At 73.0% G+C, this 25,332-nt stretch carries 27 protein-coding genes; 14 read left to right on the top strand and 13 right to left on the bottom strand.

Annotated features, from left to right (window positions below):
• Positions 1 to 109: 109 nt before the first annotated feature.
• The 4 genes from ABD976_RS09470 to ABD976_RS09485 all read left to right on the top strand — a co-directional run bounded on the left by ABD976_RS09470 (position 110) and on the right by ABD976_RS09485 (position 2,873).
• Positions 110 to 814 (top strand): type III secretion system chaperone family protein, encoded by a 705-nt coding sequence (locus ABD976_RS09470; RefSeq protein ID WP_345360422.1) that lies wholly within the window; start codon positions 110 to 112, stop codon positions 812 to 814.
• Positions 815 to 883: 69 nt separating this feature from the next.
• Positions 884 to 1,657 (top strand): SDR family NAD(P)-dependent oxidoreductase, encoded by a 774-nt coding sequence (locus tag ABD976_RS09475; protein ID WP_345360425.1) that lies wholly within the window; start codon positions 884 to 886, stop codon positions 1,655 to 1,657.
• A 32-nt stretch (positions 1,658 to 1,689) separates the two neighbouring features.
• A complete protein-coding gene (pyrE, locus tag ABD976_RS09480) occupies positions 1,690 to 2,229 on the top strand; it encodes an orotate phosphoribosyltransferase (protein ID WP_345360428.1) in 540 nt (179 codons plus the stop codon).
• Entirely contained in the window at positions 2,226 to 2,873 is a 648-nt protein-coding gene (locus ABD976_RS09485) for a TrmH family RNA methyltransferase (protein WP_345360431.1), read from the top strand. Before pyrE ends, ABD976_RS09485 begins: the two co-directional genes overlap by 4 nt.
• 171 nt (positions 2,874 to 3,044) lie before the next feature.
• On the opposite strand, the gene ABD976_RS09490 is transcribed toward ABD976_RS09485, so the two are convergent.
• The 4 genes from ABD976_RS09490 to ABD976_RS09505 form a co-directional block, all read right to left on the bottom strand.
• A complete protein-coding gene (locus ABD976_RS09490; RefSeq protein ID WP_345360434.1) occupies positions 3,045 to 3,218 on the bottom strand; it encodes a hypothetical protein in 174 nt (57 codons plus the stop codon).
• Between the two features lie 16 nt (positions 3,219 to 3,234).
• On the bottom strand, positions 3,235 to 4,383 hold the full coding sequence (nagA, locus tag ABD976_RS09495; RefSeq protein WP_345360437.1) for an N-acetylglucosamine-6-phosphate deacetylase: 1,149 nt from the start codon (positions 4,381 to 4,383) through the stop codon (positions 3,235 to 3,237).
• Positions 4,380 to 5,285 (bottom strand): ROK family protein, encoded by a 906-nt coding sequence (locus tag ABD976_RS09500; RefSeq protein ID WP_345360440.1) that lies wholly within the window; start codon positions 5,283 to 5,285, stop codon positions 4,380 to 4,382. The genes nagA and ABD976_RS09500 overlap by 4 nt, the downstream gene beginning before the upstream one ends.
• Positions 5,286 to 5,359: 74 nt before the next feature.
• Complete coding sequence (locus ABD976_RS09505) at positions 5,360 to 5,932, bottom strand: SigE family RNA polymerase sigma factor (RefSeq protein ID WP_345360443.1); 573 nt, start codon at positions 5,930 to 5,932, stop codon at positions 5,360 to 5,362.
• Between the two features lie 84 nt (positions 5,933 to 6,016).
• Here ABD976_RS09505 and ABD976_RS09510 point away from each other — a divergent pair, with 84 nt between their 5' ends.
• From ABD976_RS09510 to ABD976_RS09525, 4 genes are all read left to right on the top strand, one after another.
• Entirely contained in the window at positions 6,017 to 6,295 is a 279-nt protein-coding gene (locus ABD976_RS09510; RefSeq protein WP_345360446.1) for a YciI family protein, read from the top strand.
• Positions 6,296 to 6,475: 180 nt separating this feature from the next.
• Positions 6,476 to 7,510 (top strand): class II fructose-bisphosphate aldolase, encoded by a 1,035-nt coding sequence (gene fbaA, locus ABD976_RS09515; protein WP_345360449.1) that lies wholly within the window; start codon positions 6,476 to 6,478, stop codon positions 7,508 to 7,510.
• Positions 7,511 to 7,672: 162 nt separating this feature from the next.
• On the top strand, positions 7,673 to 8,086 hold the full coding sequence (locus ABD976_RS09520) for a DUF3151 domain-containing protein (protein ID WP_345360452.1): 414 nt from the start codon (positions 7,673 to 7,675) through the stop codon (positions 8,084 to 8,086).
• 53 nt (positions 8,087 to 8,139) lie between these two features.
• Entirely contained in the window at positions 8,140 to 9,237 is a 1,098-nt protein-coding gene (locus ABD976_RS09525) for an FUSC family protein (protein ID WP_345360455.1), read from the top strand.
• A gap of 232 nt (positions 9,238 to 9,469) precedes the next feature.
• Here the strand turns inward: ABD976_RS09525 and ABD976_RS09530 are convergent, their stop codons facing one another.
• Positions 9,470 to 9,850, bottom strand: coding sequence for a winged helix-turn-helix transcriptional regulator (locus ABD976_RS09530; protein WP_345360458.1), 381 nt, complete (start codon positions 9,848 to 9,850; stop codon positions 9,470 to 9,472).
• A gap of 110 nt (positions 9,851 to 9,960) precedes the next feature.
• Here ABD976_RS09530 and ABD976_RS09535 point away from each other — a divergent pair, with 110 nt between their 5' ends.
• Positions 9,961 to 10,368: a RidA family protein gene (locus ABD976_RS09535; protein WP_345360461.1), complete on the top strand. Its 408-nt coding sequence runs from the start codon at positions 9,961 to 9,963 to the stop codon at positions 10,366 to 10,368.
• A gap of 21 nt (positions 10,369 to 10,389) precedes the next feature.
• On the opposite strand, the gene ABD976_RS09540 is transcribed toward ABD976_RS09535, so the two are convergent.
• From ABD976_RS09540 to ABD976_RS09550, 3 genes are all read right to left on the bottom strand, one after another.
• Positions 10,390 to 10,644, bottom strand: a complete 255-nt coding sequence (locus ABD976_RS09540) for a hypothetical protein (protein WP_345360464.1) — start codon at positions 10,642 to 10,644, stop codon at positions 10,390 to 10,392.
• A 25-nt stretch (positions 10,645 to 10,669) separates the two neighbouring features.
• Positions 10,670 to 11,308, bottom strand: coding sequence for an HNH endonuclease family protein (locus tag ABD976_RS09545; protein ID WP_345360467.1), 639 nt, complete (start codon positions 11,306 to 11,308; stop codon positions 10,670 to 10,672).
• Between the two features lie 423 nt (positions 11,309 to 11,731).
• Positions 11,732 to 12,337 (bottom strand): hypothetical protein, encoded by a 606-nt coding sequence (locus ABD976_RS09550; RefSeq protein WP_345360470.1) that lies wholly within the window; start codon positions 12,335 to 12,337, stop codon positions 11,732 to 11,734.
• A 166-nt stretch (positions 12,338 to 12,503) separates the two neighbouring features.
• On the opposite strand from ABD976_RS09550, the gene ABD976_RS09555 reads away from it, so the two are divergent.
• Positions 12,504 to 13,790, top strand: coding sequence for an adenylosuccinate synthase (locus ABD976_RS09555; protein ID WP_345360473.1), 1,287 nt, complete (start codon positions 12,504 to 12,506; stop codon positions 13,788 to 13,790).
• 325 nt (positions 13,791 to 14,115) lie between these two features.
• Here ABD976_RS09555 and ABD976_RS09560 read toward each other — a convergent pair whose 3' ends face one another.
• Both ABD976_RS09560 and ABD976_RS09565 read right to left on the bottom strand, forming a co-directional pair.
• Positions 14,116 to 15,723, bottom strand: coding sequence for a Na+/H+ antiporter (locus ABD976_RS09560; protein WP_345360475.1), 1,608 nt, complete (start codon positions 15,721 to 15,723; stop codon positions 14,116 to 14,118).
• 76 nt (positions 15,724 to 15,799) lie between these two features.
• Positions 15,800 to 16,918: a glycerophosphodiester phosphodiesterase gene (locus ABD976_RS09565; RefSeq protein ID WP_345360478.1), complete on the bottom strand. Its 1,119-nt coding sequence runs from the start codon at positions 16,916 to 16,918 to the stop codon at positions 15,800 to 15,802.
• Positions 16,919 to 17,112: 194 nt separating this feature from the next.
• Here ABD976_RS09565 and purD point away from each other — a divergent pair, with 194 nt between their 5' ends.
• The 4 genes from purD to ABD976_RS09585 all read left to right on the top strand — a co-directional run bounded on the left by purD (position 17,113) and on the right by ABD976_RS09585 (position 21,238).
• On the top strand, positions 17,113 to 18,378 hold the full coding sequence (gene purD, locus ABD976_RS09570; RefSeq protein WP_345360481.1) for a phosphoribosylamine--glycine ligase: 1,266 nt from the start codon (positions 17,113 to 17,115) through the stop codon (positions 18,376 to 18,378).
• Between the two features lie 799 nt (positions 18,379 to 19,177).
• Complete coding sequence (locus ABD976_RS09575) at positions 19,178 to 20,101, top strand: YihY/virulence factor BrkB family protein (RefSeq protein ID WP_345360484.1); 924 nt, start codon at positions 19,178 to 19,180, stop codon at positions 20,099 to 20,101.
• 388 nt (positions 20,102 to 20,489) lie between these two features.
• Positions 20,490 to 20,678 (top strand): hypothetical protein, encoded by a 189-nt coding sequence (locus ABD976_RS09580; protein WP_345360487.1) that lies wholly within the window; start codon positions 20,490 to 20,492, stop codon positions 20,676 to 20,678.
• 89 nt (positions 20,679 to 20,767) lie between these two features.
• Positions 20,768 to 21,238, top strand: a complete 471-nt coding sequence (locus ABD976_RS09585; protein WP_345360490.1) for a pyridoxamine 5'-phosphate oxidase family protein — start codon at positions 20,768 to 20,770, stop codon at positions 21,236 to 21,238.
• Between the two features lie 93 nt (positions 21,239 to 21,331).
• Here ABD976_RS09585 and ABD976_RS09590 read toward each other — a convergent pair whose 3' ends face one another.
• From ABD976_RS09590 to pdhA, 3 genes are read right to left on the bottom strand one after another with little or no spacing between them, the layout of a single operon-like run.
• The gene (locus ABD976_RS09590) at positions 21,332 to 22,714 is read right to left on the bottom strand and encodes a dihydrolipoamide acetyltransferase family protein (RefSeq protein ID WP_345360496.1); all 1,383 of its coding nucleotides are present in this window, start codon (positions 22,712 to 22,714) and stop codon (positions 21,332 to 21,334) included.
• A 56-nt stretch (positions 22,715 to 22,770) separates the two neighbouring features.
• A complete protein-coding gene (locus ABD976_RS09595) occupies positions 22,771 to 23,790 on the bottom strand; it encodes an alpha-ketoacid dehydrogenase subunit beta (protein ID WP_345360499.1) in 1,020 nt (339 codons plus the stop codon).
• Positions 23,790 to 25,013 carry a pyruvate dehydrogenase (acetyl-transferring) E1 component subunit alpha gene (gene pdhA, locus ABD976_RS09600; protein WP_345360501.1) on the bottom strand — a complete coding sequence of 408 codons (1,224 nt, stop codon included), beginning with the start codon at positions 25,011 to 25,013 and terminating at the stop codon, positions 23,790 to 23,792. Before pdhA ends, ABD976_RS09595 begins: the two co-directional genes overlap by 1 nt.
• Positions 25,014 to 25,332 lie beyond the last annotated feature (319 nt).

The following is a 25,332-nucleotide window of genomic DNA, read 5'->3' on the forward strand; positions in this document are numbered from 1 at the left end:
CGCGTAGCGGTGATCGTCATCGCTGGTCATGGTCGGGCGGCTGGGCCGTTCGTCGTCGGTTGCCCGGCTGATCTTCGCGGCGCGCGGGGATCGGACTACCCTGCGTCGTGTGGGCATACCTGCGTGGCTCTGGTTCGTCATCGCCGCGATCGCCGTCGGGGCGGGTGTCGCTCTGCTGCTCTCCGGCCGCTCCCAGCGCGCGTCGGGCAACAAGGAGCGACGACGCTGGGCGGCGCTGCGCGGCTGGCAGTTCGAGGAGGCCGACCGGGTGCTGCCGACCCGGTGGGAGCGCGGCGTGCTCGCCCAGCACAGCGGCACCACCGCGGTCGACGTGGTGGCGGGCACGACGTTCACCACCGACGGGCGGCGCCAGGTCTACGTGCTCGACCTGGACCACGGCGGCCGGACCCGCGCGGTGCTGGTCGCGCTGCGCTGCCGCCGCCGGACCCCGGCGACCGTCGAGCTGTGGTTGCCCGACGTCCCGGTGCCGCAGGACTCCGAGCTCGACCTGCTCGGGCCGGTCGGTTCCCGCTACGCCTTCGTCACCGACGTCGGCGCCGCCCGCCGGTTGCTCACCCCCGCGCTGGTGACGGCGGCGGAGGACTTCGGCCACGACGTCACCGTGGTGTGGCTGGAGCAGGACTGGGTGCTGGCGGCGCTCGACCCGGCCGACGCCGAGCCGTCCCGGCTGGAGCGGGTGCTGCGCGCGCTCGGCGACCTCGCCGACCTGGTGGACCCGTTCGACACCGACCCGAACGAGGAGCCCACCGAGCGCGTCGAGTCCGAGGAGTCCTCGGAGAGCTCGCACCGCTGAGGTCCCACCCGCACCGCCAAGCACGGGCAGGTCCTCAGCGCGGTCGCACCTCTCGGTTAGGTTGGGGTCATGCCGACCGCTCTTGTCACCGGTGCCACCTCCGGCATCGGCCGGGCCTACGCCCGCCGCCTCGCCGCCGAGGGCCACGACGTGGTCCTGGTCGCCAGGAACACCTCCCGGCTCGACGAGCTGGCGCAGCGGCTGCACGCCCGGCACGGGGTGCGGACCGAGGTGCTCACCGCCGACCTCGCCGACCCCGACCAGCGCGCGGCGGTCGCGCGGCGGCTCGCCGACCCGCAGCGCCCGGTCGACCTGCTGGTGAACAACGCCGGGTTCGGCACCGCCGGCTCGTTCTGGGACACCCCGGCCGAGACCTTCCGCGAGCAGCTCGAGGTCAACGTCGCCGCGGTGCTGGAGCTGACCCGCGCGGTGGTCCCGGGGATGCGCGAGCGCGGGCGCGGCGACGTGCTCAACGTGTCCAGCGTGTCCGGCTTCTTCCCGTCCTCCGGCTCCACCTACGCGGCCACCAAGTCGTACGTGACCACGTTCAGCCAGGGCCTCGCGGTGTCGCTGGCCGGCACCGGGGTCCGGGTGCTGGCGGTGTGCCCGGGCTTCACCCGCACCGAGTTCCACCAGCGCGCCGACCTGGACATGGGTCGGTTGCCGAAGGCGTTCTGGTTGCAGGTCGACCACGTGGTGCACGAGTCGCTGGCGGACCTGCGGCGCGGCCGGATGGTGTCGATCCCCGGCGCGCAGTACAAGGCGCTCGTCGCGCTCGGCCGCCTGGTGCCGCAGTCGGTGCAGCGGGCCATCGTCCTCCGCACCACGCCCGGCCGCACCTGAGCGCCACCGGCCGCCGGGTACGCTGGAACCTCGTGGTCGATGAACAGCAGCGCACCGAGCTCGCCCGCCTGGTCCGGGAACTGGCCGTGGTGCGCGGACGCGTCACGTTGTCCTCCGGCGAGGAGGCCGACTACTACGTCGATCTGCGGCGGGTGACGTTGCAGCACCGGGCGGCGCCGCTGATCGGGGCGCTGCTGCGGCAGCTCACCGCGGACTGGGACTACACCGCCGTCGGCGGCCTGACCCTCGGCGCGGACCCGGTCGCGGCGGCCATGCTGCACGCGGAGGGCGCCCCGCTGGACAGCTTCGTGGTGCGCAAGAACGCCAAGGCGCACGGGATGCAGCGGCGGATCGAGGGCCCGGACGTCACCGGCCGCCGGGTGCTGGCCGTCGAGGACACCTCCACCACCGGCGGCAGCGTGCTGACCGCCGTCGAGGCGCTGCGCGAGGGCGGCGCGGAGGTCGTCGGGGTGGCCACCGTGGTGGATCGCGACACCGGCGCGCGGGAGGCCGTGGAGGCCGCCGGGCTGCCGTACCGGACGCTGCTCGGGCTGGCCGAGCTGGGCCTGTGACCGAGCCCGAGGTCGGCCCGACCGAGTGGGGGACGGCGGTCGGCGTCGGCCCGTGGGAGGGCCCGCCGCCCGAGGACGAGCGCTACGACCCGGACCTGCTCGCGCACGGCGACCGGCGCAACGTCGTCGACCACTACCGGTACTGGCGGCGGGAGGCGATCGTCGCCGACCTCGACCGGCGGCGGCACGGCTTCCACGTGGCCATCGAGAACTTCCAGCACGACCACAACATCGGCACGGTGGTCCGCACCGCGAACGCCTTCGCGGCCGAGGCGGTGCACATCGTGGGCAGGCGGCGCTGGAACCGGCGCGGCGCGATGGTCACCGACCGCTACCAGCACGTCCGGCACCACCCGGAGGTGGCGGACCTGCGCGCGTTCGCCTCGGCGCATGACCTGGCGGTGGTCGCGGTGGACAACGCCCCCGGCGCCGAGCCGGTGGAGCGCACCGAGCTGCCCCGCCGCTGCGTGCTGCTGTTCGGCCAGGAGGGCCCGGGGCTGCGCGCGGACGCGCGCGAGGCCGCCGACCTGGTCGTCTCCATCGCGCAGTTCGGCTCGACCCGCTCGATCAACGCCGGGGTCGCCGCCGGGATCGTCATGCACACCTGGGTCCGCCAGCACGCCGACCTCACCCAGGCCTGGTGACGCGGTTCGGCACCCGGTGAGGGGCACCTTGCCCGCACCAGGGTTCTTCACAATGCGGCGGAGCCGCATGCGGTGGGGCACGCAGCTCGCACCGCCGCTGAGGTTCCGCCACCCGCACCGCCACGCAGATCATCGGCGGGATCCTCGCAAGAGGTACCCCTCGCTCGGGTGTCAGAGCAGGGTGATGACCGCTGCCAGGGCGCCCGCGACGACGCCGAGCAGCAGGGCGAAGAGCAGCACCCCGGCCACCGGCAGCTTCCGGCGCGGCGCCGGGGCGGGGTTGCCGCCGACGGCGTGCGCGCGCAGCGCGGCGGCCAGGACGTCCTGGGGTTCGCGGGTGGTCACGCCCCGAGGGTAGCGATCAACCCGGCCGCACCGCCCAGGAACCGTCCTTGAGCACGCCCTCCAGCCGCAGGTCCTCGTCGAGCACCACGAGGTCGGCCGCCAGCCCCGGCCGGATGGCGCCGACCCGGTCGGCGGCGCCGAGCAGCGCGGCGGGGCGCGTGGACGCCGCCGCGACGGCTTCCGGCACCGAGAGCCCGCACACCTCGACCAGGTTCCGGAAGGCCACGTCCATGGTCAGGGTGCTGCCCGCCAGCGAACCGTCGGCCAGCCGGGCCTCCCCGTCGACCACGGTGATCGGCAGCTTGCCCAGCTCGTAGCTGCCGTCCCCGGCCTCGGTGGCGCTGATCGCGTCGGTGACCAGCACGGTGCGTTCGGTCCCGGCGTGCGAGGCGGCCAGCTTCGCCACCGTCGGGTGCAGGTGGACGAGGTCGCAGATCAGCTCCACCGTCACCCGCTCGTCGTCCAGCAGCACCCCGATCGGCCCCGGTTCGCGGTGGTGCAGCGGGCGCATGGCGTTGAACAGGTGGGTCGCCACCGTCGCCCCGGCCTCGACGGCGGGCACCACCTCGTCGAGCACCGCGTCGGTGTGCCCGACCGCGGCGATCACCCCGGCGTCGACGAGATCGCGGACGGCGTCGAGCGAGCCGGGCAGCTCCGGGGCCAGGGTGACCATCCGGACCGCGCCCGCTCCGGCGTCGAGCAGCCCGCGCACCGAGTCCCGGTCCGGTGGTCGCAGCACCGCCGGGTCGTGCGCCCCGCAGCGCGCCGAGGACAGGAACGGGCCTTCGAGGTGGATCCCGGCGAGCAGCCCGTCGGTGACCAGCTCGGCCAGCGCGCCGATCTGCTTGGCCAGGTCCGGCAGCGGGGCCGACACCAGGCTCGCCTGGAGGGTGGTGGTGCCGTGCGCGCGGTGGGCGCGGACGGCGTCCACCGCCTGCGCGGGGTCGAGGCTGGTGAACGAGCCCCCGCCGCCCCCGTGGCAGTGCAGGTCGATGAACCCGGGCACCAACCAGCGCCCGGCGAGGTCGAACGCGGGGCCGGTGGGGTCCGGTTCGCCGAGGCCGACCTCGCGGATCGTCGTCCCGGACAGCCGGACCCAGCCCCGGTCCAGCACCCCCTCCGGGGTGACGATCCGCCCGCCGGACAGCAGTTCTGGTGTGTTCACGCCGTTGTCAGCCCTTCCGTCGCCAGCAGGGCCGCCCCGAGGCAGCCCGCGGTGTCCCCTAGCTCCGCCAGCTCCAGGCGCGGTTTCCGGTGGTGCGGGGCGAGCAGCTCGTCGATCCGCGCGGTCAGCGGTTCGACGAGCAGTCCGCCCGCGCGGGCCAGCCCGCCGCCGAGCACCACGCATTCCGGTGCCACCACGCCGGCCAGCACGATCAGCCCGCGGGCCAGCCCGTCGACCGCGTCCTGCCAGACGGCCGCGGCGTGCGGATCGCCGTCGCGCAGCGCGGCGACGACCTCCGCGCCCCCGGCCGCCGGTTCACCGGAGCGCGCCCGGTACCGCCGGGCGATCGCCGCCGAGGACGCCACCGCCTCCAGGCAGCCGGTCCGGCCGCAGCCGCACCGCTCGCCGTGGCCGACGTCGACGTGCCCGATCTCCCCGGCCCGGCCGCCCCCGGTGTGCAGCGCGCCGCCGAGGATCAGCGCGGCGGCGATGCCGGTGCCGATGGGCAGCACCGCCACGTCGCGCAGCCCCCGGGCGGCACCCAGCCGCGCTTCGGCGAGCCCGCCCGCGCGCACGTCGTGCCCGAGGATCACCGGCACGTCGAGCTGCTCGGCGAGCCGGTCGCGGATCGGCAGGTCGCGCCAGCCGAGGTTGGCCGAGTAGATCCCGACGCCGGTGCGTTCGTCGACGACACCGGGCACCACCACCCCGGCGGCGGCCAGCTCGACCCCGCCGCGCAGGCTCTCGACGAGCCCCCGCACCGCGTCGAGGATCGGCCCGTCCCCGCGCGGGGTGGGCTGGCGGATCTCGCGCAGCGGCGTGGCGGTGCCGGGTTCCACCGCCACCAGGGCGGCCTTCATCTCCGTGCCGCCGACGTCGACGGCGATGACGTGTGTGGTCACGCCGTCGATCCTCCGCCACCGCACACCCATTGGTCTACACCAACTTGGGGGGCGGTGCCGAACGGGGTCCGCGGCTACCCGACGCCGAGGATCTTCTGCAGGGCGTCCAGCGCCCGGCTCGCGGTCGACTTCACCGTCCCCCGGGACACCCCGGTGGCCTCGGAGATCTCCGCCTCCGACAGGTCGCCGTAGTAGCGCAGCACCAGCACCTCGCGCTGGCGGCGCGGCAGTTCGCCCAGCGCCGCCACCACCGCCTGGTGCTCGGCGCTGAGCATCGCCAGCGACTCCGCGGAGCGCGCGTCGGCCTGGTGCGGCGGCTGGTACTCGCGGGCGGTCTTGCGCCGCCGCAGCACCGACCGGCTGCCGTTGACCACCGCGGTGCGCAGGTAACCGACGGCCGCGCGCGCGTCGCGCAGCTTCCCCCAGTTGCGGTAGAGGCCGGTGAACGCCTCCTGCACCACGTCCTCGGCGGTGGCCGGTTCGTCGACCAGCAGGATCGCCAGCCGGACCAACCGCATCCGGTGCTGCCGGTACAGGTCTTCCAAGGTCAGCGGCCGGTCCGGAGCGGGCTCCGGTTCGGAGTCCAGCGCGCGCAGGTGGCCGAGCGTGCGCTCGACGGTCCGTTCCACTCCGTGCTGCTCGCCCATGATCTGCAAAACTACCGGTTGAGCGGTCCCCAGGATCGCCCGACCGGGTAGCGTGCCCGGAGATCCGCTGTCAGGGAGGTCCGGATGGCCAAGTTCGTGGTCGAGCTCGTGTACGGGGAGCAGGAGGAGCGCCGGCTGGAGGTGCGCCCGGCGCACCGCGAGTACTCCCGCGAGCTCGCCGAGCAGGGCGTGCTGCTGGCGGGCGGGCCGTTCGAGGACCAGCGCGGCGCCCTGATCGTCTACGAGGCCGCCGACGCCGACGCCGTCCAGCGCATCCTCGACGACGACCCGTACACCCGGGCGGGTGTGATCGCCTCGACGTCGATCCGCGAGTGGAACACCGTGACCGGCTCCTGGCTGTGATCCTGTGAGCATGTCCACAGGTCCGGTCCGCCGCTGAATCCAGTCACCGGCTTTGCAAAGCCGACCGAGCTGCGGCACTGTGACGCGAAAGTGTAGCGCCGATCTCGACAGCTCCGCCGCCGCGGACTCGTAGGATCCTGCGCGACTCCACGCCACACTCCACCCCGAGGAGGACCACCGATGCCCATCGCGACCCCCGAGGTCTACGCGGAGATGCTGGACCGGGCCAAGGCGGGAGAATTCGCCTACCCGGCCATCAACGTGACCTCGTCGGAGACGCTCAACGCGGCGCTGCGCGGGTTCGCCGAGGCCGAGAGCGACGGCATCATCCAATTCTCCACCGGGGGCTCGGAATTCGCCTCCGGGACCAAGGTCAAGGACATGGTCACCGGCGCGACCGCGCTCGCCGAGTACGCCCACGTGGTCGCGGCGAAGTACCCGGTGAACATCGCCCTGCACACCGACCACTGCCCGAAGGACAAGCTGGACGGCTTCGTCCGGCCGCTGATCAAGGTCAGCCAGGAGCGCGTCGACCGGGGCGAGAACCCGCTGTTCCAGTCGCACATGTGGGACGGCTCGGCGGTGGAGCTGACCGAGAACCTGGAGATCGCCTCCGAGCTGCTCGACCAGGCGGCCAAGGCGAAGATCGTGCTGGAGATCGAGGTCGGCGTCGTCGGTGGCGAGGAGGACGGCGTCGCCAACGACATCAACGAGAAGCTCTACACCGCGCCCGGCGACTACGAGCGCACCGTGGCGACCCTCGGCAACGGCGAGAAGGGCCGCTACCTGCTGGCCGCGACCTTCGGCAACGTGCACGGCGTCTACAAGCCGGGCAACGTCAAGCTGCGCCCGGAGATCCTGAAGCAGGGCCAGGAGGTCGCCGCCGAGAAGCTCGGGCTGCCCGCCGGTTCCAAGCCGTTCGACCTGGTCTTCCACGGCGGGTCCGGCTCGCTGCTGGAGGAGATCCACGAGGCGGTGTCCTACGGCGTCATCAAGATGAACATCGACACCGACACCCAGTACGCCTTCACCCGGCCGATCGCCGACCACATGCTGAAGAACTACGACGGCGTGCTCAAGGTGGACGGCGAGGTCGGCAACAAGAAGGTCTACGACCCGCGCAGCTACCTCAAGGTCGCCGAGCAGGCGATGGCCGCCCGCGTCGCCAACGCCTGCGAGACGCTCAAGTCCGCCGGCCGGATGCTCGCGGGCTGAACCACCCGTTCGTGTCCTGAGTCCCGTTCGTGTCCTGAGTGAGGGGCACCCTTGTCCCAGTATGTTGGGCAAGGGTGCCCCTCACTCCGTTCGGTCTCACCTGGACGGGTGCATTCCGGCGGTGCCCGACCGCCGACTCGCGCGGATGACAGGATTGCGCCCATGACGAACCGAAACCTGCTCGAACCGCCGGAAACGCTGCTGCCCACCGACGAGGCCGCGCAGCAGGAGCTCGACACCGGCACCGACCCGTCGCGGGTGGCCGCCGGGCACCCGGCGTTCAGCGCCGCCTGGGCGTCGCTGGCCGAGGCCGCGCTGGAGGCCGGTGAGCCGGTCGCCGCCTACGCCTACGCCCGGACCGGTTACCACCGCGGGCTGGACGCGCTGCGCAAGGCGGGGTGGAAGGGCTTCGGGCCGGTGCCGTGGCGGCACGAGCCCAACCGCGGCGTGCTCCGCTCGGTGGCCGCGCTGGCCAAGGCCGCCCGCGAGATCGGCGAGACCGACGAGTTCGACCGGTGCAGGCAACTGCTCCTGGACAGCGACGAGGCCGCGCTGGAGGCCACCGGCTTGGCGTGACCTCGCCCGTCCGCTCCGGGTGTCGCGCCCGGAGCGGGCCGGGTTGGCGGACAATGGCGCCCGTGTTGCGTTTGCGCGAGGAAGTCATCCGCCGGATCCGCAGGTTGCTGCGCACCGGGGTGCCGATCGTGCAGTGCGCGATCGCGGCCGGGCTCGCCTGGTTCCTGGCGACCGAGGTCGTCGAGCACCCGAAGCCGTTCTTCGCGCCGATCGCCGCCGTCATCTCGCTGGGCGTGTCGCTCGGCCAGCGGATGCGGCGTGCGCTGGAACTCGTCGTCGGCGTCAGCATCGGCATCGGCGTCGGCGACATCCTGATCTCGTTCATCGGGACCGGCTCCTGGCAGATCGCGCTGGTCGTGGCGCTGGCGATGAGCACCGCCGTGCTGCTGGACAGCGGCGCGATCATCGTGCTGCAAGCCGCCTCGTCCTCGGTGCTGGTGGCGACGCTGCTGCCCCCGGCCAGCGCCGGCGGGCTCACCCGCATGCTCGACGCGGCGATCGGCGGGCTGGTCGGCTTCGTCGTCGCCGCGCTGCTGCCCGCCAACCCGCTGGCGGTGGCGCACCGCAACGGTCGCCTGGTGCTCGGCGCGCTCGCCGACGCGCTGCGCGGCATCGCGGGCGCGGTCTCCCGCAGCGACGTGGAACGCGCCTCCGACGTGCTGGCCGACGCCCGCAAGAGCCAGCGGCTCGTCGAGGAGTTCCGCACCGCGCTGGAAGCCGGGCTGGAGATCTCCCGATTCGCCCCGATCCGCTGGCGCAGCCGCGGCGAGCTCCAGCGCTACGAATCCGCCTCCACCCCGATCGACCGGGCGTTGCGCAACACCCGCGTGCTCGCCAGACGCGCGATGGCGGCGCTGCGCGACGACGAACCCGTGCCCAGACCGCTGCCCGGCCTGCTCGAGGAGCTCGCCGGGGCGGTGGTGCTGCTGCGCGACGAACTGGCCAGCGGCGCGGAACCGATGCAGGCGCGCGAAGCCGCCCGGTCGGTCGCCCGCCGGTCCACCGTCGAGCTGCTCGGCGAGGGCGACTTCTCGATGCAGGTCGTGGTGCTCCAGGTCCGCTCGATCGCGGTGGACCTGCTCCAGGCCAGCGGGCTGAGCAGAACAGAAGCCAGTGCGGCCCTACCACCTCTACATCCGGAAGTTGAGTGATCTGCGGGAGTTTCGTGGTCATGTTGCTTGGGGGTGCCGGTGGCGGAACCTCAGCGGCCTTCTCGCTCCGGGCGCCCTTCCTCATGTACAAGCGCGTACACAGCGTCAGGGCGTCCTCGCGAGAAGACCGCTGAGAACCCGCGGCGGTGCCAGTGGCGAGGGTGGGGTAAGGCGGAAGCGGCTCGCGCCGCTTGCCTGGCGGTGGTCGGCTCGTGCTCGGGCGGTGCGGAGCTCAGGTGTCGAAGCGGTTGCGGGATTGCTCGATGTGGGTGATGTGCTGGTGGGTCCAGTCGCACATCGCGTCGACCGTCCCGCGCAGCGCCAGGCCGGGGCCGGTGAGGGCGTAGTCGACGCGCGGCGGCACGGTCGGGTGGACGGTGCGCTCGACCAGGCCGTTGCGCTCCAGCATCCGCAGGTTCTGGGTGAGCATCTTGTGGCTGATGCCCTCGACCTCGTCGCGGAGCTCGCTGAACCGCCGGGTGCGCCCGGCCAGCACGTCGATGATCAGCAGCGCCCACTTGTTGGCGACGTCGGAGAAGATCTCCCGCGCCAGGGAATCCGCGCGCCGGAGGTCCGCGTCGTCGGCCGTGCCGCTGCCCTGCTTGGTCACCATGAGGTTCCCCAGTCACTGAAAAGTGCGTTCTTCCACGTCAGCGCACACTCTCCTACGGTGATCGAGTAACCGCAAGAGACCGCGTGGTCTCGCACGAGGAGGGCGACAGCATGGCCGTGAGCACGGTGCACCCCGCCGGATTGCCGGAGATCGACGTCTACCGGCACGTGTCGATCGCGACGGGGACGAAGCTGGTCTCCATCGCCGGGCAGGTCTCCTGGGACGCCGACGAGGTCGTGGTCGGCGCGGGCGACCTCGGGGCGCAGGTCGAGCGCTGCTACCGCAACGTCGGCATCGCGCTGGCCGCGGTCGGCGGCACCTTCGACGACGTGGTGCGGCTGTCCCTCTACGTCGTCGACTGGCACCCGGACAAGATGCCCGCGCTGCTGGCGGGCATCGACCGGGCGAAGGCGGCGCTGGGGACCACCGCCGTCCCGCCGCTGACCATGCTGGGCGTCGCGGCGCTGGACCTGCCCGAGCACCTGGTCGAGGTGCAGGCCACCGCGATGCTCGACTGAGCGCCCGGTCAGCCGGCGCCGTCAGCCCGCGGGCCGGTGCAGGACGGCGGCGAGGGCGCGGTGCAGGGCGGCGTGGTCGCGCGCGTCGTGCAGCTCGACGTCGGCGCCGGAGATCCGGTACCACTCGTCGGCCCCCGCGTAGCGCAGCCACACCACCACCGCACCGGCCTCGCACTCGGTGGCGAGTTCGAGGTCACCGGTGATCACGCCGACCTCGTCGGTCCGCACCCCGCCGGGGGGCGCGGTCAGCGAGGAGCGCAGCACCTCCGCGGTCATCGGGAACCCTCCCCACGTCGGTGCGTCAGCACCCGCTGAGCGTGCTCGCCAGGCTGGACTTCTCGGCGTCGGAGACGGTGAGCTGCCACTTGTGCTTGGTCGCGATCCACATCGCGGCGTAGGTGCAGTGGTAGCCGGCCTCCGGCGGCATCCACTCGTCCGGCGTCTGGTCGCCCTTGCTCTGGTTCACGTTGTCGGTGACGGCGATGAGCTGCGGGCCGTCGAGGTCGTTGGCGAACTGCTCGCGGCGGTCGTCGGTCCAGTCGGCCGCGCCGGAGCGCCACGCGGCGGCCAGCGGCACCACGTGGTCGATGTCCACATCGGAGGGCTGCTGCCAGGTGGCGCCGTCGTAGGGGCTGGACCAGGACCCGGCCGTCGGGTAGCAGTCGGTGCCCACCTGCACGCCGTCGCCGTCGCGCTTGAGCACCACCTCGCGGGTGTTGCAGTTGTCCGGGTGGGAGCTCCAGTGCGGGAAGCGGTCCCGGCTGTAGCCGTCCATGGAACCTTCGGGGGCGACGGTGAGCTCGGCGAGCTGGGACTTCGCGGTCCCGGGAGTCGGGATGCCGGGCGGCTCGGCCACGGCCGAGGCGGTCGGCGCCAGGCCGAGCAGGGCCGTGAGCGGGAGGGCGGTGAGGGTCGCGCGCAACGATCGGTGGACTGCCATGGGTGCCTCCGAGTGGGCGTCGTATCAGGCGATCGGCCTGATCAGACGATGACCGAGCCCGGTGGACGGAGCAATGCCCGAGCGTGTCGACCAGGTGACCTGACGTGAAACCGCCACCGATGGCGCAGTCCGACATCACCCACCTCAGCGACAAACCAAGGCCCGCCACCAGACAAGCGGTGCCAGCCGCGTCCGCACGCACGCGCCCACGCACGCGCCACCAGCAACCACCGTCAGGCAAGCGGCGAAAGCCGCTTCCGCTTTGCCCCACCCTCGCAGCTTGCACCGCCGCGGGTTCTCAGCGGCCTTCTCGCGAGGACGCCCTGATGCCGTGTATTGGAATACATCAAGAAGGGCGCCCGGAGCGAGAAGGCCGCTGAGGTTCCGCCACCCGCACCGCTCCGCAAAACGACCACCACACCATCACCGAGCCAGCAGGAGGTCCTCGGTGTGGCGGTACCAGACCCACTTCTCCGCCGGGCGCGGGTGCGCCAGGCCGTCGCGGTGCACGGTCGCGGCGCGGAAGCTCGCCTGCACCGCGCGCCCGCGCGCGACCTGCTGCCTGCGCATCAGCCCGCGCCGCACCGCGGTGACCAGCAGTCCGTCGGTGGCCGGTTCGAGCTGGGTGCTCAGCGGGTCCGAGGTCGACTCGGGCAGCGGGGTCGCCGCCGGATCGGGCGAGACCACCAGGCGCCGCGCCGGCCCGTTGAGCACCCGCTGGTCGTCGCAGTAGACCTGACCGGTGATCGGGGCGACGACGCCGGAGCCCAGCAGCACCCCGCCGGAGTCGTCCCGGACCAGCGGCGCCGGACGGCCGGGCGCGGTCATCGCGCGGTCCAGGTCGCCCGGGGTCAGCCCCCACAGCCGCGCGACCGGGGAGTCGGCCACCGGCACGTAGGCCACGACCAGGTCCGCGAGCCGCTGCTTGCGCAGCATCCGCAGCACCACGGCGGCCAGGTCGGCGTCGGTGCCGTGCACCACGATCCGCCCGGCGTCGAGCAGCGGATCGATCTCGGCGCGCCCCGGCACGGCCGGTACCTCGGTCCATCGCACACCGTGACCGGACGGGCGCTCTGCGCGGTGGTCGTTTCCGCAGGACAATGCGGTGGTACTCACGTTCTGCTCCTGGTTTACCCTGATCGACCGGCAGTGGTCGGACACGTTGGCGGCTTCCCCGCCCGGTTTGGAGTTGCAGATGCCGGCGATCGTGCTGATCGGAGCCCAATGGGGCGACGAGGGCAAGGGTAAGGCGACCGACCTGCTCGGCGAGCAGGCGCAGTGGGTCGTCCGCTACCAGGGCGGCAACAACGCGGGTCACACCGTGGTGCTGCCGGACGGGCAGGACTTCGCGCTGCACCTGATCCCGTCGGGCATCCTCACGCCCGGCGTGACCAACGTGATCGGCAACGGCGTGGTGGTCGACCCGGGCGTGCTGCTGGAGGAGCTCGCCGGGCTGGAGGAGCGCGGCGTGGACACCTCCCGCCTGCTGCTGTCCGCCGACGCGCACCTGATCATGCCGTACCACGTGGCGATCGACCGGGTCACCGAGCGCTACCTGGGCAAGAAGCAGATCGGCACCACCGGCCGCGGCATCGGGCCCTGCTACCAGGACAAGATCGCCCGGGTCGGGGTCCGCGCCCAGGACCTGCTGGACGAGAAGATCCTGCGGCAGAAGGTCGAGGCCGCCCTCGACGTCAAGAACCAGATCCTGGTCAAGGTCTACAACCGGCGCGCGCTGGACGTCGACGAGGTGGTGGACACGGTGCTCGGCCAGGCCGAGCGGTTCGCCTCCCGGATCGCCGACACCAAGCTGGAGATCAACCAGGCGCTGGAGCGCGGCGAGACCGTGCTGCTGGAAGGCTCGCAGGGCACCCTGCTCGACGTCGACCACGGCACCTACCCGTTCGTCACCTCCTCGAACCCCACGGCGGGCGGCGCCAGCGCCGGATCGGGCATCGGGCCGACCCGGATCAACGCGGTGATCGGCATCCTCAAGGCGTACACGACGCGGGTCGGCGCCGGCCCGTTCCCCACCGAGCTGACCGACGAGGCGGGCGAGAACCTGCGCAAGCAGGGCGGCGAGTTCGGCGTCACCACCGGCCGCTCGCGGCGCACCGGCTGGTTCGACTCGGTCATCGCGCGCTACGCGACCCGGGTCAACGGCATCACCGACTACTTCCTCACCAAGCTCGACGTGCTCTCCGGCCTGGAGACCATCCCGGTGTGCGTGGCCTACGACGTCGACGGCGAGCGGGTCACCGAGATGCCGATGACCCAGACCGGCGTGCACCACGCGGTGCCGGTGTACGAGGAGATGCCGGGCTGGTGGGAGGACATCAGCCACGCCCGCACCTTCGAGGACCTGCCCGCCAACGCCCGGTCCTACGTGCTGCGCCTGGAGGAGCTCTCCGGCGCCCGGATGTCGGCCATCGGGGTGGGCCCGGGCAGGGACCAAACAATCGTCCGCCACACGATGGCGTGAGGGTGTGGTGGTCGTTTTGCGGGGCGGTGCCGGTGGCGGAACCTCAGCTGTCTTCTCGCTCCGGGCGCCCTTCGTGATGTATGTCAATACACGGCAACAGGGCGTCCTCGCGAGAAGACAGCTGAGAACCCGCGGCGGTGCAAGCTGCGAGGGTGGGGTACTGCGGAAGCGGCTTTCGCCGCTTGCCTGACGGTGATCGGGTTTCGCGCGTGCGTGGGCTGGAAGCGGCTCGCGCCGCTTGTCTCACCTGGTCGTGTTGTGAGTGAGGGGCACCTTCATCCGGCATGGTCGGATGAAGGTGCCCCTCACCCAGTTCGCGGGTGGGTCAGCGGTTGCGCCAGGAGGAGTCGAGGGCGGCTTCCTGCATGTCGAGTTCGCGGAGCACGCGGCGCAGGACCTCGTCGTCGATGCGGCCCGCGTCGCGCTCGTCGGCCATCGCGCGGCGTTCCACTTCGAGCAGGTCGCGGCGCAGCTCGGCGAACTTCTTGCCGGTGGTGTCGGCGCGTTCGGCGGGGGTGCGGCCGATCTGCTCGGCCGCGGTCATCCCCTGGTGCTCGATCAGGCCCTTCATCCGGTTGACGACGCGGTGGAAGCGCTGCTCGTCGTAGCCGAGGTCGGCCGGGCGCAGCTCGTCGAGGTGGCGCAGCGCGGCGGCGGTCGCGGTGCGGCGGGCGCCGGCCTCCGCGCGGTCGTCGCGCTCGGTCTCCCGCGGGTCGGACACCTGCAGCCGCCGGATCACCCACGGCAGCGTGGTCCCCTGGATCAGGATGGTGCCGACGGTGATCACGAACGCGAGGAACTGGATGGCGTTGCGCGCGGGGAACTCCGCGCCGTCGGCCGTGGTGTAGGGGACGGCGCCCGCGGCGGCCAGCGTCACCACGCCGCGCATCCCGGTCCAGGACAGCACCGCCGTGCGCCGCCACCGCCCGCCGGTGGCACCGCGCCGCACCAGCGCGGGCAGCCCGGGGACCAGGTTCGACCCGTACATCCACAGCACCCGGAAGGCCATCGTGGCCAGCAGCAGCAGGAGCCCGTCGACGACCAGCAGGCCGATGTCGCGGCGCTGGCCGACCTCGTTGACGACCTCGTGGAGCTGGAGCCCGATCAGGGCGAACACCAGGCTCTCCAGCAGCAGGTTGATCGACGCCCACACGGTCTGCTCCTGCAACCGGCCCGCCGACCGCGCGCGCGGCTGGTTGTGCCCGACGTAGAGCCCGGCGGTGACCACCGCCAGCACCCCGGAGCCGTGGAACTGCTCGGCCAGCAGGTAGGCGACGAACGGCACCAGCACGCCGAGCACGGTGGACACCTGCACGTCCGGCACGTGGGTGCGGGCGGTGTGGGCGAGCACCCCCAGCACCAGCCCGACGAGGATCCCGACGCCCACGGCGAGCGCGAACATCCCGGCGCCGTGCGCGAAGCTGGGCGCGGTGCCCGCGACGGCGGCGATGGCCATCCGGTAGAGCGTGAGCGCGGCGGCGTCGTTGATCAGGCTCTCGCCGCCGAGCACCGTCATGATCCCGCGCGGCAGCTTGAGCTGGCGGCCGATGGCCGCGGCGGTCACCGCGTCGGGCGGGGCGACCACGGCGCCGAGCACCAGCGCGGAGGACAGCGGCAGCTCCGGCACCAGCACGGAGGCGATCCAGCCGATGACCGCGGTGGTGACGACGACCTGGAGCACGCCGTGGTGCGCGATCGGCCGGATGCGGGCCCGGAAGTTCAGGTAGGAGCTCTCCAGCGCCGCGGCGTAGAGCAGCGGCGGCAGCACCACGGTCAGCAGCGCCTCGGGCGGGATGTGCGGTTCGTCGACGCCCGGGATCAGCGACACGGCCAGCCCGACGAGCACGAGCAGCAGCGGGGCCGCGATCTCGCGGCTGCGCGCCACCGCCGTGACCAGCAGGGCACCGATCAGCACGAGCAGCAGTGCGGCCACCGGGCGTCACCTCCTCCGCGGAGGTTAGGCCGCCCGGTGGCCGCCGCGCCCGGTTGCGGTCAGCGCCCGGTTGCGGTCAGCGCCGCGCGTGCTCCTGGGCGGCGAGCACGGCGGTGTCCGGGTGGTCGCTGAAGATCCCGTCGACGCCCTGGTCGAACAGCGCCTCGTAGAAGGCGAACACGTCGCCGTGGGCGGCCGGGTCGGCGGAGGACCGGAAGTCGGCGGGCAGGAACTCGTTCTCGGCGCGGACGGTGTAGGGCACGACGTCCAGACCGGCGCGGTGCGCGTCGGCCACCACCTCGGTGGGCTCGGTGAGGAAGCCCCGCTCGTCGACCGGCAGCACGACCTTGGTGTCCGGCCCGATCACGTCGGCGTAGCCGGCGATCTCCCGCAGCCCTTCGGGGGTGACCAGGTCGGCGTAGGTGCGCGGGTCACCGGCCTCGATGAAGTCCTGCGGGGCGCCGCTGGAGCTGATCAGCTGCACCAGCCGGACCCGCACCTCCCGGTCGAGCCGCTTCAGGTTGCCGACCTCGAAGGACTGCACGGCGACCTTGGCGCGCGGGTGGTTGAGCCGGTTGCGGTCGAGCACGTCGGCCAGCCTCGGTTCCAGCGGCAGCCCGATGGCGGCGAAGTAGCTGGGGTGCTTGGTCTCGGGCGCGACGCCGATCTCGCGGCCGAGCTCGCGGGAGAGCCGGGCGCGCAGGTCCAGCACCTCCTGGAGGGTGGGGACCTCGAACCGGCCGTCGTAGATCGTGTTGTTCGGGCGCAGCTCGGGGATGCGCTCCACGGCGCGAAGCGTCTTGAGCTCGGCGAGGGTGAAGTCCTCGGTGAACCAGCCGGTGATCGCGGTGCCGTCGACGACCTTGGTGGTCTTGCGGTCGGCGAACTCCGGGCGCTCGGCGACGTCGGTGGTGCCGCTGATCTCGTTCTCGTGCCGGGCGACGAGGTGGCCGTCCTTGGTCGGCACCAGGTCCGGCTCGATGAAGTCGGCACCCATCCGGGCGGCGAGCTCGTAGGCGGCGAGGGTGTGCTCGGGCCGGTAGCCGGAGGCGCCCCGGTGGCCGTAGACGTCGATCTCGTCCACGTGCTGGTGCGGCGGCCGGACGGGGGCCGCGCTCGCGCCGGTCTGGGCGACCAGGCCCAGCACCGCCGCCCCGGTGACGGCCAGCGCCGTCAGTCGAGCCGGGATCGTCATGGGGTGACCTCCTGTCGGTGCGGGTCGCGCGCTGCGACCGGCAGTCGCACGTTCGGCCAGAACCCTGCGCTCCGCAATCGACCGTCTGCGAGCGATCGGGCGACACCCGGGTGAACGAACGGGGACAGCATCACCACGCGCGGTAGTCGGGGGCCTGGCCACCGCGCCGCGTCCCACGCTCTACGCTGCGGTTCGTGCGAATCCTCGTGATCGGTGCCGGCGGCCGGGAACACGCGATCGTGCTGGCGCTCTCCCGCGACCCGCAGGTGACGGCGCTCGCCTGCGCCCCGGGCAACGCCGGGACCGCCGCGCTCGCCGAGTCCTACGCCGTCGACGTGGCCAAACCGCGCCAGGTAGTCGACCTGGCGACCCGCTGGCACGCCGACCTGGTGGTCTTCGGGCCCGAGGTGCCGCTGGTCGCCGGGGCGGCCGACGCGGTGCGCGAAGCGGGCGTCCCCTGCTTCGGGCCGTCCGGGGCCGCCGCCCGCATCGAGGGCTCGAAGGCGTTCGCCAAGGACGTCATGGAGGCGGCCGGGGTGCCGACCGCGCAGGGCGAGATCGTGGACAACCCGGCGAAGCTGGACGCCGCGCTGGCCCGCTTCGGCCCCACCTGGGTGGTCAAGGACGACGGGCTGGCCGCGGGCAAGGGCGTGCTGGTCACCCGCGACTTCGACGACGCGCGGGCGCACGCGCTGACGCTGCTCGACGGCGGCCACCCGGTGCTGCTGGAGAGCTTCCTGGACGGCCCCGAGGCGTCCCTGTTCTGCTTCGTCGACGGCACCACGGTGGTGCCGCTGGTGCCCGCGCAGGACTTCAAGCGGGTCGGCGACGACGACGCCGGGCCCAACACCGGCGGCATGGGCGCCTACGCGCCGCTGCCGTGGGCGCCGGAGGGCCTGGTCGACGAGGTGGTGCGCACCGTCGTGCAGCCCACCGTCGACGAGCTGGACCGGCGCGGGGCGACGTTCAGCGGCCTGCTCTACGCGGGCCTGGCGCTGACCTCGGACGGACCGCAGGTCATCGAGTTCAACTGCCGGTTCGGCGACCCCGAGACCCAGGCCGTGCTGGCGCTGCTCCAGACGCCGCTGGCCACCGTGCTGCACGCCGTGGCCACCGGCGAGCTCGCCGCGCAGCCGCCGCTGGTGTGGGAGCCGGGCTACGCGGTCGCGGTGGTGCTGGCCGCCGAGGGCTACCCGGGCCGACCGCGCGTCGACGACACCATCCAGGGCGGCGACGCCCCGGGCGTGCTGCACTCCGGCACCCGCCGCCGGGAGGACGGCGCGGTGCTGTCCGCGGGCGGCCGGGTGCTGTCCGTGGTGGCCACCGGCCCCGACCTGGAGGCCGCGCGCACCGAGGTCTACCACCGGGTCTCCCGGGTCCACCTGCCCGGCGCGCACTACCGCACCGACATCGCGCAGCGGGCCGCCCACGGCGAGATCGCCCTCCCGGCACGCGCCTAGCCGTCGCACTGCCCAGCGGGCCGATGACCTCTGGACGTAGGTGAGGGGCCCCCTTGTCCGAGTTACTTGGGCAAGGGGGCCCCTCACTCAGCTCACGTGGGAGGCGGGAGGCGCCCCCGTCGGAGATCCGAGGACGGGGGCGCCCCTCGCTGCTCACTCATCCGGGGTGTGGCGCGGACCGGACGCAGTGAGTTCGGGTGCGCGGAGAACCGGTTGGTCAGGTCGATTCAACCGCGCACCCCCCAGGGATGGCGTGAATTGCGGGACGCGGATTCCGGTGAATTCGCGGAGACTATTCGTATTTCGTTCCGGAGAAGGCGCGGAACGGGTGCCGCGCACGTTGCCGCCGTGCTGCCGGGACGCCGTCGGACCTGGTCGCACCGGGTTCCGGACGACCACTGCCGTCGCGCGTTGTCATGGGTGCCCTCCATGCCAATCGCCGCGGGAATCGCTGTGGACGCGACGAACTCTAGCGATGCCGATCTTGACCGTCCAGCCGACCCCCGCGCTCATTCGAATGCCGAAGCCGTGGCCGGAACGGACCATTTCCGGTCACTCCCGGCTAGTGCGGAATCGCGAATCGCGCGCCGCCGGTTACCAGCGCCGGGCCGGGCGGCGCAAGCCGGACAACGGGGTACCCGGTGTGGGCGCGCGGTGATCGTTCCCGGGCGCGCGGGCACCGCAGGCCGGGGAACCCGACGCCCTCCCAAGTTACGTGATCTGTGTCACTACACCGTGACGTGCCGGGGTCACCGGGAATCAGCAGGGGGCGGAACGGACGTCGGGGACGGGAGCGCGGATGTGGGCGGCACGGCTGACCGAGGGCCGGTTGGCGGGAGCGGCGCGGTGGGCCGGGCGGACCGCAGCCGGGCGGCTGGCGGTCGGCACCGTCGTGACCAGCTCGCGCAACCGGATCACCGGGCTGGCCGGTGAGGCGGCGTTCTTCACCCTGCTCTCGCTGCCGCCGCTGCTGCTCGGGCTCGTCGGGCTGCTCGGCTACCTCGCCGGGGCGCTCGGCGCCGACACCCTCGGCCAGGTCCGGGAGCTGATCCTCGGCGGGGCCGGCGCGGTGCTCTCGCCGCGGTCGGTCGCCGAGGTGGTGCGCCCGGCGCTGGACGACGTGCTCGGCACCGGGCGCGCCGGGGTCAGCGCGGTCGGCTTCGTGGTGGCGCTGTGGTCCGGGTCCCGGGCGCTGAACGTCTACATCGACGCGATCACCGTGCTCTACGACCTCAGCGGGCAGCGCGGCGTGATCCGGCAGCGGGCCATGTCCGTCGCGCTCTACGCGCTCGGGCTGGTCGCCGGGGTCGCCCTGGTGCCGCTGCTCGCCGTCGGCCCGAACGTGCTGGTCCAGCTCCTGCCCGCCGCCGACGCGCTGATCCGGTGGGTGTACTGGCCCGCGGTGCTGCTGCTGTCCACGCTGTTCCTGGCGACGCTCTACGCGCTGTCGGTGCCGGTCCGCACGCCGTGGCGGGAGCACCTGCCCGGCGCCGCGGTGGCCCTGCTGGTGTGGGTCGGCGGCAGCGCCGGCCTGCGCGGCTACCTGGCGCTGACCATCGAGAACAGCCCGCTCTACGGCACCCTGTCGGCCCCGATCGCGGTGCTGCTGTGGGTCTACGTGACCGCGCTCGCGGTGCTGGTCGGCGCCGCGGTCAACGCCGAGCTGGACCGGCTGCACCCGGACCGCACCACCGCGCGGACCCGCGCCGAGGCGACCGGGTGAGCGGGCGCCGCGGGCCGCAGCGTGGGATACGGCCCGCGGCGCCCTGGGTGACCGGCACGGGGGCCGGCCACGGCGGGGGGAGCACCGACCGCTGCTGATGGTGATCCGGTCCCGCCCGCCGCGCCGCGCGAGTAGCACGATCAGGCAGCGAGCGGGGAGTGGCGTTCGACACGGCGCGGAATGGCCGTCCCGAGTCGCTGGTTGTACTCGCCCGGTGCACGATTCGCGGGGGGGCCATGATCGGGTCCGGTTCGGGGGCGGCGACAATGTTAGGCCGAACGGGTGAGTACCGTATTCGGTCCGCCCGCCTCCACCGGTCCGGCGGGCCACGAGCTGACCGGAGACCTCCGCTCCGGTCGTCGGCACAGCGATCTGGGAGGGCCGATCCATGAGCAAGACCACGTCAGACCCGAACACGCCGATCTTCGGCGAACTGACCGCCGAACTCGGGCTGCCGCAGCTCGACATCCACGACTTCGACCAGCACGCCTTCGACCTCGCCGAGGACGAGGGCGCCGCGGAGGACGACGGCGCCGAGTCACCGCGCAAGGGCGGCCGCCGCCGCAAGCCGGAGTGAGCCCGGCGGGCGGGTCCGCCCACGGGCCCGGACCCGCCCGCTCCGAAGCACGACAGCGGACGTCCGGTATCGCCAGCACGATGACCGGCATGGTCACGTGGCAGGAATTCGAAGAGCGAGCACCCGACATGGCCGACGCGGTCCGCGCGCGGCTGACCGCGCACCGGCACCACGTGCTCGCGACGCTGCGGGCGGACGGCTCGCCCCGGGTCAGCGGCACCGAGCTCGACTGGCGGGGCGCCGACCTGGTGCTCGGCTCGATGCCGCGCTCCCGCAAGGCGCTGGACCTGCGCCGCGACGGGCGGTGCGCGGTCCACGCCGATCCGGCCGACGAGCTGGCCGACGGTCCGGACTGCAAGCTGGCCGGGACCGCGGTCGAGGTCACCGGCGCCGAGCACCGCGAGTGGGTGGCGCAGGTCCGGCCGCCGAGCGCGGACTCCCACCTGTTCCGCCTGGACCTCGCCGAGGTCGTCACCACCGGTCTCAGCCCGGAACGGACCCACCTGGTGATCCGCCGCTGGACCCCCGACCGCGGCGTCGAGGAGCACCACCGCACCTGATCGTCACCCGAAAGAGTTGTGAGTGAGGGGCACCCTTGTCCCAGTTACTTGGGCAAGGGTGCCCCTCACCTGGCCAGGATCACCCGGACGTGGTCAGTAGGTGATGGCCATGCTCGGGTCGGACAGCAGGGCGCCGACGTCGGCGAGGAAGCGGGAGCCCTGCTCGCCGTCCACCACGCGGTGATCGAAGCTCAGCGCGAGCTGGCAGACCTTGCGCGGCACCACCTGGCCGTCGACCACCCACGGCATGTCCCGGACCGCGCCCAGCGCCAGGATCGCCGACTCACCCGGGTTGAGGATCGGCGTGCCGGTGTCGACGCCGAAGACGCCGACGTTGGTGATGGTGAACGTCCCGTCGCGCAGCGCCTCGGGCGAGGTGCGGCCCTCCCGCGCGGTGGCGGTGAGCTGCTCCAGCGCTTCGGCCAGCTCGCGCAGCGACATGCCGTCGGCGTCGCGGACCTTGGGCACCACCAGACCGCGCGGGGTGGCCGCCGCGATCCCCAGGTGCACGTAGTCCTTGTAGACGATCTCCCCGGCCGGCTCGTCCCAGGTGGCGTTGACGTCCGGGGTCCGGCGCGCCGCCAGGCACACCGCCTTGGCCGCGAAGGCCAGCGGCGAGACCCGCACGTCCCGGAACCCCGGGTGCGCCTTGAGCCGCTCGCGCAGCTCCATCATCGGCGTCACGTCGACGGTGAGGAACTCGGTGACGTGCGGCGCGGTGAAGGCGCTGTCCACCATCGCCTGCGCGGTGGCCTTGCGGACGCCCTTGACCGGCACCCTGTGCTCCCGAGCGCCGGGTTCCCGAGCCCCGGGCTCCCGAGTTCCGGGCTCCCGCGCCCCGGGCCGCACCGGCTCCGGCTCGGCGGCCGTCCGCACGTCCTCGCGGGTGATCACGCCGCCGTCGCCGGACCCGTGCAGCACGTGCAGGTCCACCCCGAGGTCCTTGGCGAGCTTGCGCACCGGCGGCTTGGCCAGCGGCACGTACCCGCCGGAGCGCTCCGGGGCGGTCGGCTGCGGCTCCGGCGCCGGTTCCGGCTCGGCGACCTCGGTGGCGGCCGGTGCGGCGCCCTGCATGGCCCCCTGCACCGCCTGCTGCGCGGCCCCGGCCGAGCCCGCCTTGCGCGGGCGGCGCTTGCCGCTGCTGGCCCGCGGCCCGTACCCGACGAGGTTGGCCACCTGGCCGTTGGACTCGCCCTCCTCGGCGGGCTGCTCGGCGGCCTCCGCCGAGGCCGGGTCCAGGTCGATGGCGATGATCGGCGACCCGACCTCCACCGTCTGCCCCGGTTCGACGAGCAGTTGGTGCACCGTGCCCGCCCACGGGCACGGCAGTTCGACCGCGGCCTTCGCGGTCTCGATCTCCACGATGACCTGGTTGACGGTCACGGTGTCCCCGGCCTGGACCTTCCAGCCGAGGATCTCCGCTTCGGTGAGCCCCTCCCCGACGTCGGGCAGGGGGAAGTGCTTGAGCTGTGCCATCGACGACTCCCTCGCGGGCCCGCCGCGCGGCGGGCCCGCTGAACGCGCGAGCAGGATCAGTAGGCGAGCGAGCGGTCGACCGCGTCCAGCACCCGGTCGAGGTCGGGCAGGAAGCCCTCCTCCAGCTTGCTCGGCGGGTACGGCGCGTCGAAACCGGTCACGCGCAGCACCGGTGCCTCCAGCGAGTAGAAGCACTCCTGCTGCACCCGGGTCGCGATCTCCGAGGTCACCGACGACTCCGACGGCGCCTCGCTGACCAGCACCAGCCGACCGGTGCGGCGCACCGACTCGAACACCGGCGCCAGGTCCAGCGGGGACAGCGTCCGCAGGTCCACGACCTCCAGGTCGAGGCCCTCCTCCTCGGCGGCGGTCGCCGCGTCCAGGCAGGTCCGCATCACCGGGCCGTACCCGGCCACGGTCACCTTCGACCCGGTGCGCCGCACCTGCGAGGTGAGCAGCGGCGGCGGGGCGGCCGACAGGTCCAGCTCCGCCTTCTCGTAGTAGCGGCGCTTGGGTTCGAAGAACAGCACCGGGTCGTCGGAGTCGATGGCCTGCTGGAGCATCCAGTAGGCGTCGGCCGGGTTCGAGCAGGACACCACCTTGAGCCCGGCGACGTGCGCGAACAGCGACTCGGGCGACTCCGAGTGGTGCTCCACCGCGCCGATCCCGCCGCCGAAGGGCACCCGCACCACGATCGGCACCTTCACCTTGCCCTGGCTGCGGAAGTGCAGCTTGGCGAGCTGGGAGACGATTTGGTCGAAGCCGGGGAAGATGAACCCGTCGAACTGGATCTCGCACACCGGCCGGTAGCCGCGGATGGCCAGGCCGATCGCGGTGCCGATGATCCCGGACTCGGCCAGCGGGGTGTCCAGCACCCGGTGCTCGCCGAAGTCCTTCTGCAGGCCGTCGGTGATCCGGAAGACGCCGCCGAGCTTGCCGACGTCCTCCCCCATCACCAGCACCTTCGGGTCGCGTTCCATCGCGGCCCGCAGCCCCATGTTGAGGGCCTTGGCGATGGTGACCGTGCGCGTTCCCGACTCCGCCGAGGTCGGGCGCTCCAGCGCGGGCGCGGCCATCAGCGAACACCTCCCGCCAGCGTCTCGTCCGCGAAGCCGGCGAGGTAGCGCAGGTAGTCCTCGCGCTGCCCGGCGAGCTGCGGCGTCTCCTCCGCGTAGACCTCGGAGAAGATCCGCTCGGGTGGTGGTTCGGGCATGTTGAAGCAGAAGTCCCGGAACCGCGCCGCCAGCTCGTCGGCCTCGGCGTCGATCGAGCGCACGAAGTCCTCGTCGGCGATCCGGTCGCGCAGCAGGTGCGCCTTCAGCCGCTCGATCGGGTCCTTGAGCTTCCACGCCTCCATCTCGTCGCTGAGCCGGTAGCGGCTCGGGTCGTCGGAGGTGGTGTGCGCGTCCATCCGGTAGGTGTAGGCCTCGATGAGCACCGGGCCGTTGCCCTGGCGGCACTCGTCCAGCGCCCACCGGGAGACCGCGAGGCTGGCCAGCACGTCGTTGCCGTCCACCCGGATGCCGGGGAAGCCGTAGCCGGCGGCCCGCTGGTAGATCGGGACGCGGGTCTGGCGCTCCAGCGGCTCGGAGATCGCCCACTGGTTGTTCTGGCAGAAGAACACCACCGGCGAGTCGTAGACGGCCGCCCACACCATCGCCTCGTGCACGTCGCCCTGGCTGGTGGCGCCGTCGCCGAAGAACGCCATGGTCGCCTCGCCGTCGGCGTCGCCGACCTTGCCGTCGAAGCGCTGGCCCATCGCGTACCCGGCGGCGTTCAGGCACTGGTTGCCGATGACGATCGTGTACAGGTGGAACCCGGCGGCGATCGGGTCCCAGGAGCCGTGGTCGGTCCCGCGGAAGATGCCCAGCAGGTCGGTGGGGTCGATGCCCCGGCACCACGCGACGCCGTGCTCCCGGTAGCTCGGGAAGGCCATGTCCTGCGAGCGCAGCGCGCGGCCGGCCCCGATCTGCGCGGCCTCCTGCCCCAGCAGCGGCACCCAGATGCCGAGCTGCCCCTGGCGCTGGAGCGCGTTGCCCTCCCGGTCGGCGCGGCGCACCAGCACCATGTCCCGGTACAGGTCGCGCAGCTCCGCGTCGGTCAGATCGATGTCGAAGGCGGGGTGCTCGACCCGCTGGCCTTCCGGGCTGAGGAGCTGAACGAGGTCAGCCCCACCTTCACTCGTCGCGCGCAAACCGGCGATCACCTGCTCCCGTGTGGGTTTCGCTGCGGTAGCGGCAGGGGGTCCGGTCGCGGTGTCGGTCTCGTCTCCGGGGCGTGTCCATCGTTCAGGGGACATGCGGATCTCCTCGTGTCGCACCGGACCGCCGCTTGTGGCGGCGTGCCCGGCTGGCCGCGGTCACCGCGGGGCGCGGGGTGTGCGCCCGGGCGGAAGGCCGGGGCCGGTGGGAACGCTCACCGCCATCCTGGCACGAAACCGGGCCCTTCCGTGAGCCCTGCCACAGCGGGAAGGCTCGGCCGAGCCCGCCCGCGGATCACCGTACGACCGCGCCCCCGGCGGAGAATCCGCAGGTCATCAAAGCAATGGAGGTCCGACTAACGAGGGTGGGACCATCGCACCCCCAACTTGGCCCCGGACCAGCCCCCGACCCGCGCCC

The organism is Saccharopolyspora cebuensis (assembly GCF_039542665.1).
In the GTDB taxonomy this organism is placed as follows: domain Bacteria; phylum Actinomycetota; class Actinomycetes; order Mycobacteriales; family Pseudonocardiaceae; genus Saccharopolyspora; species Saccharopolyspora cebuensis.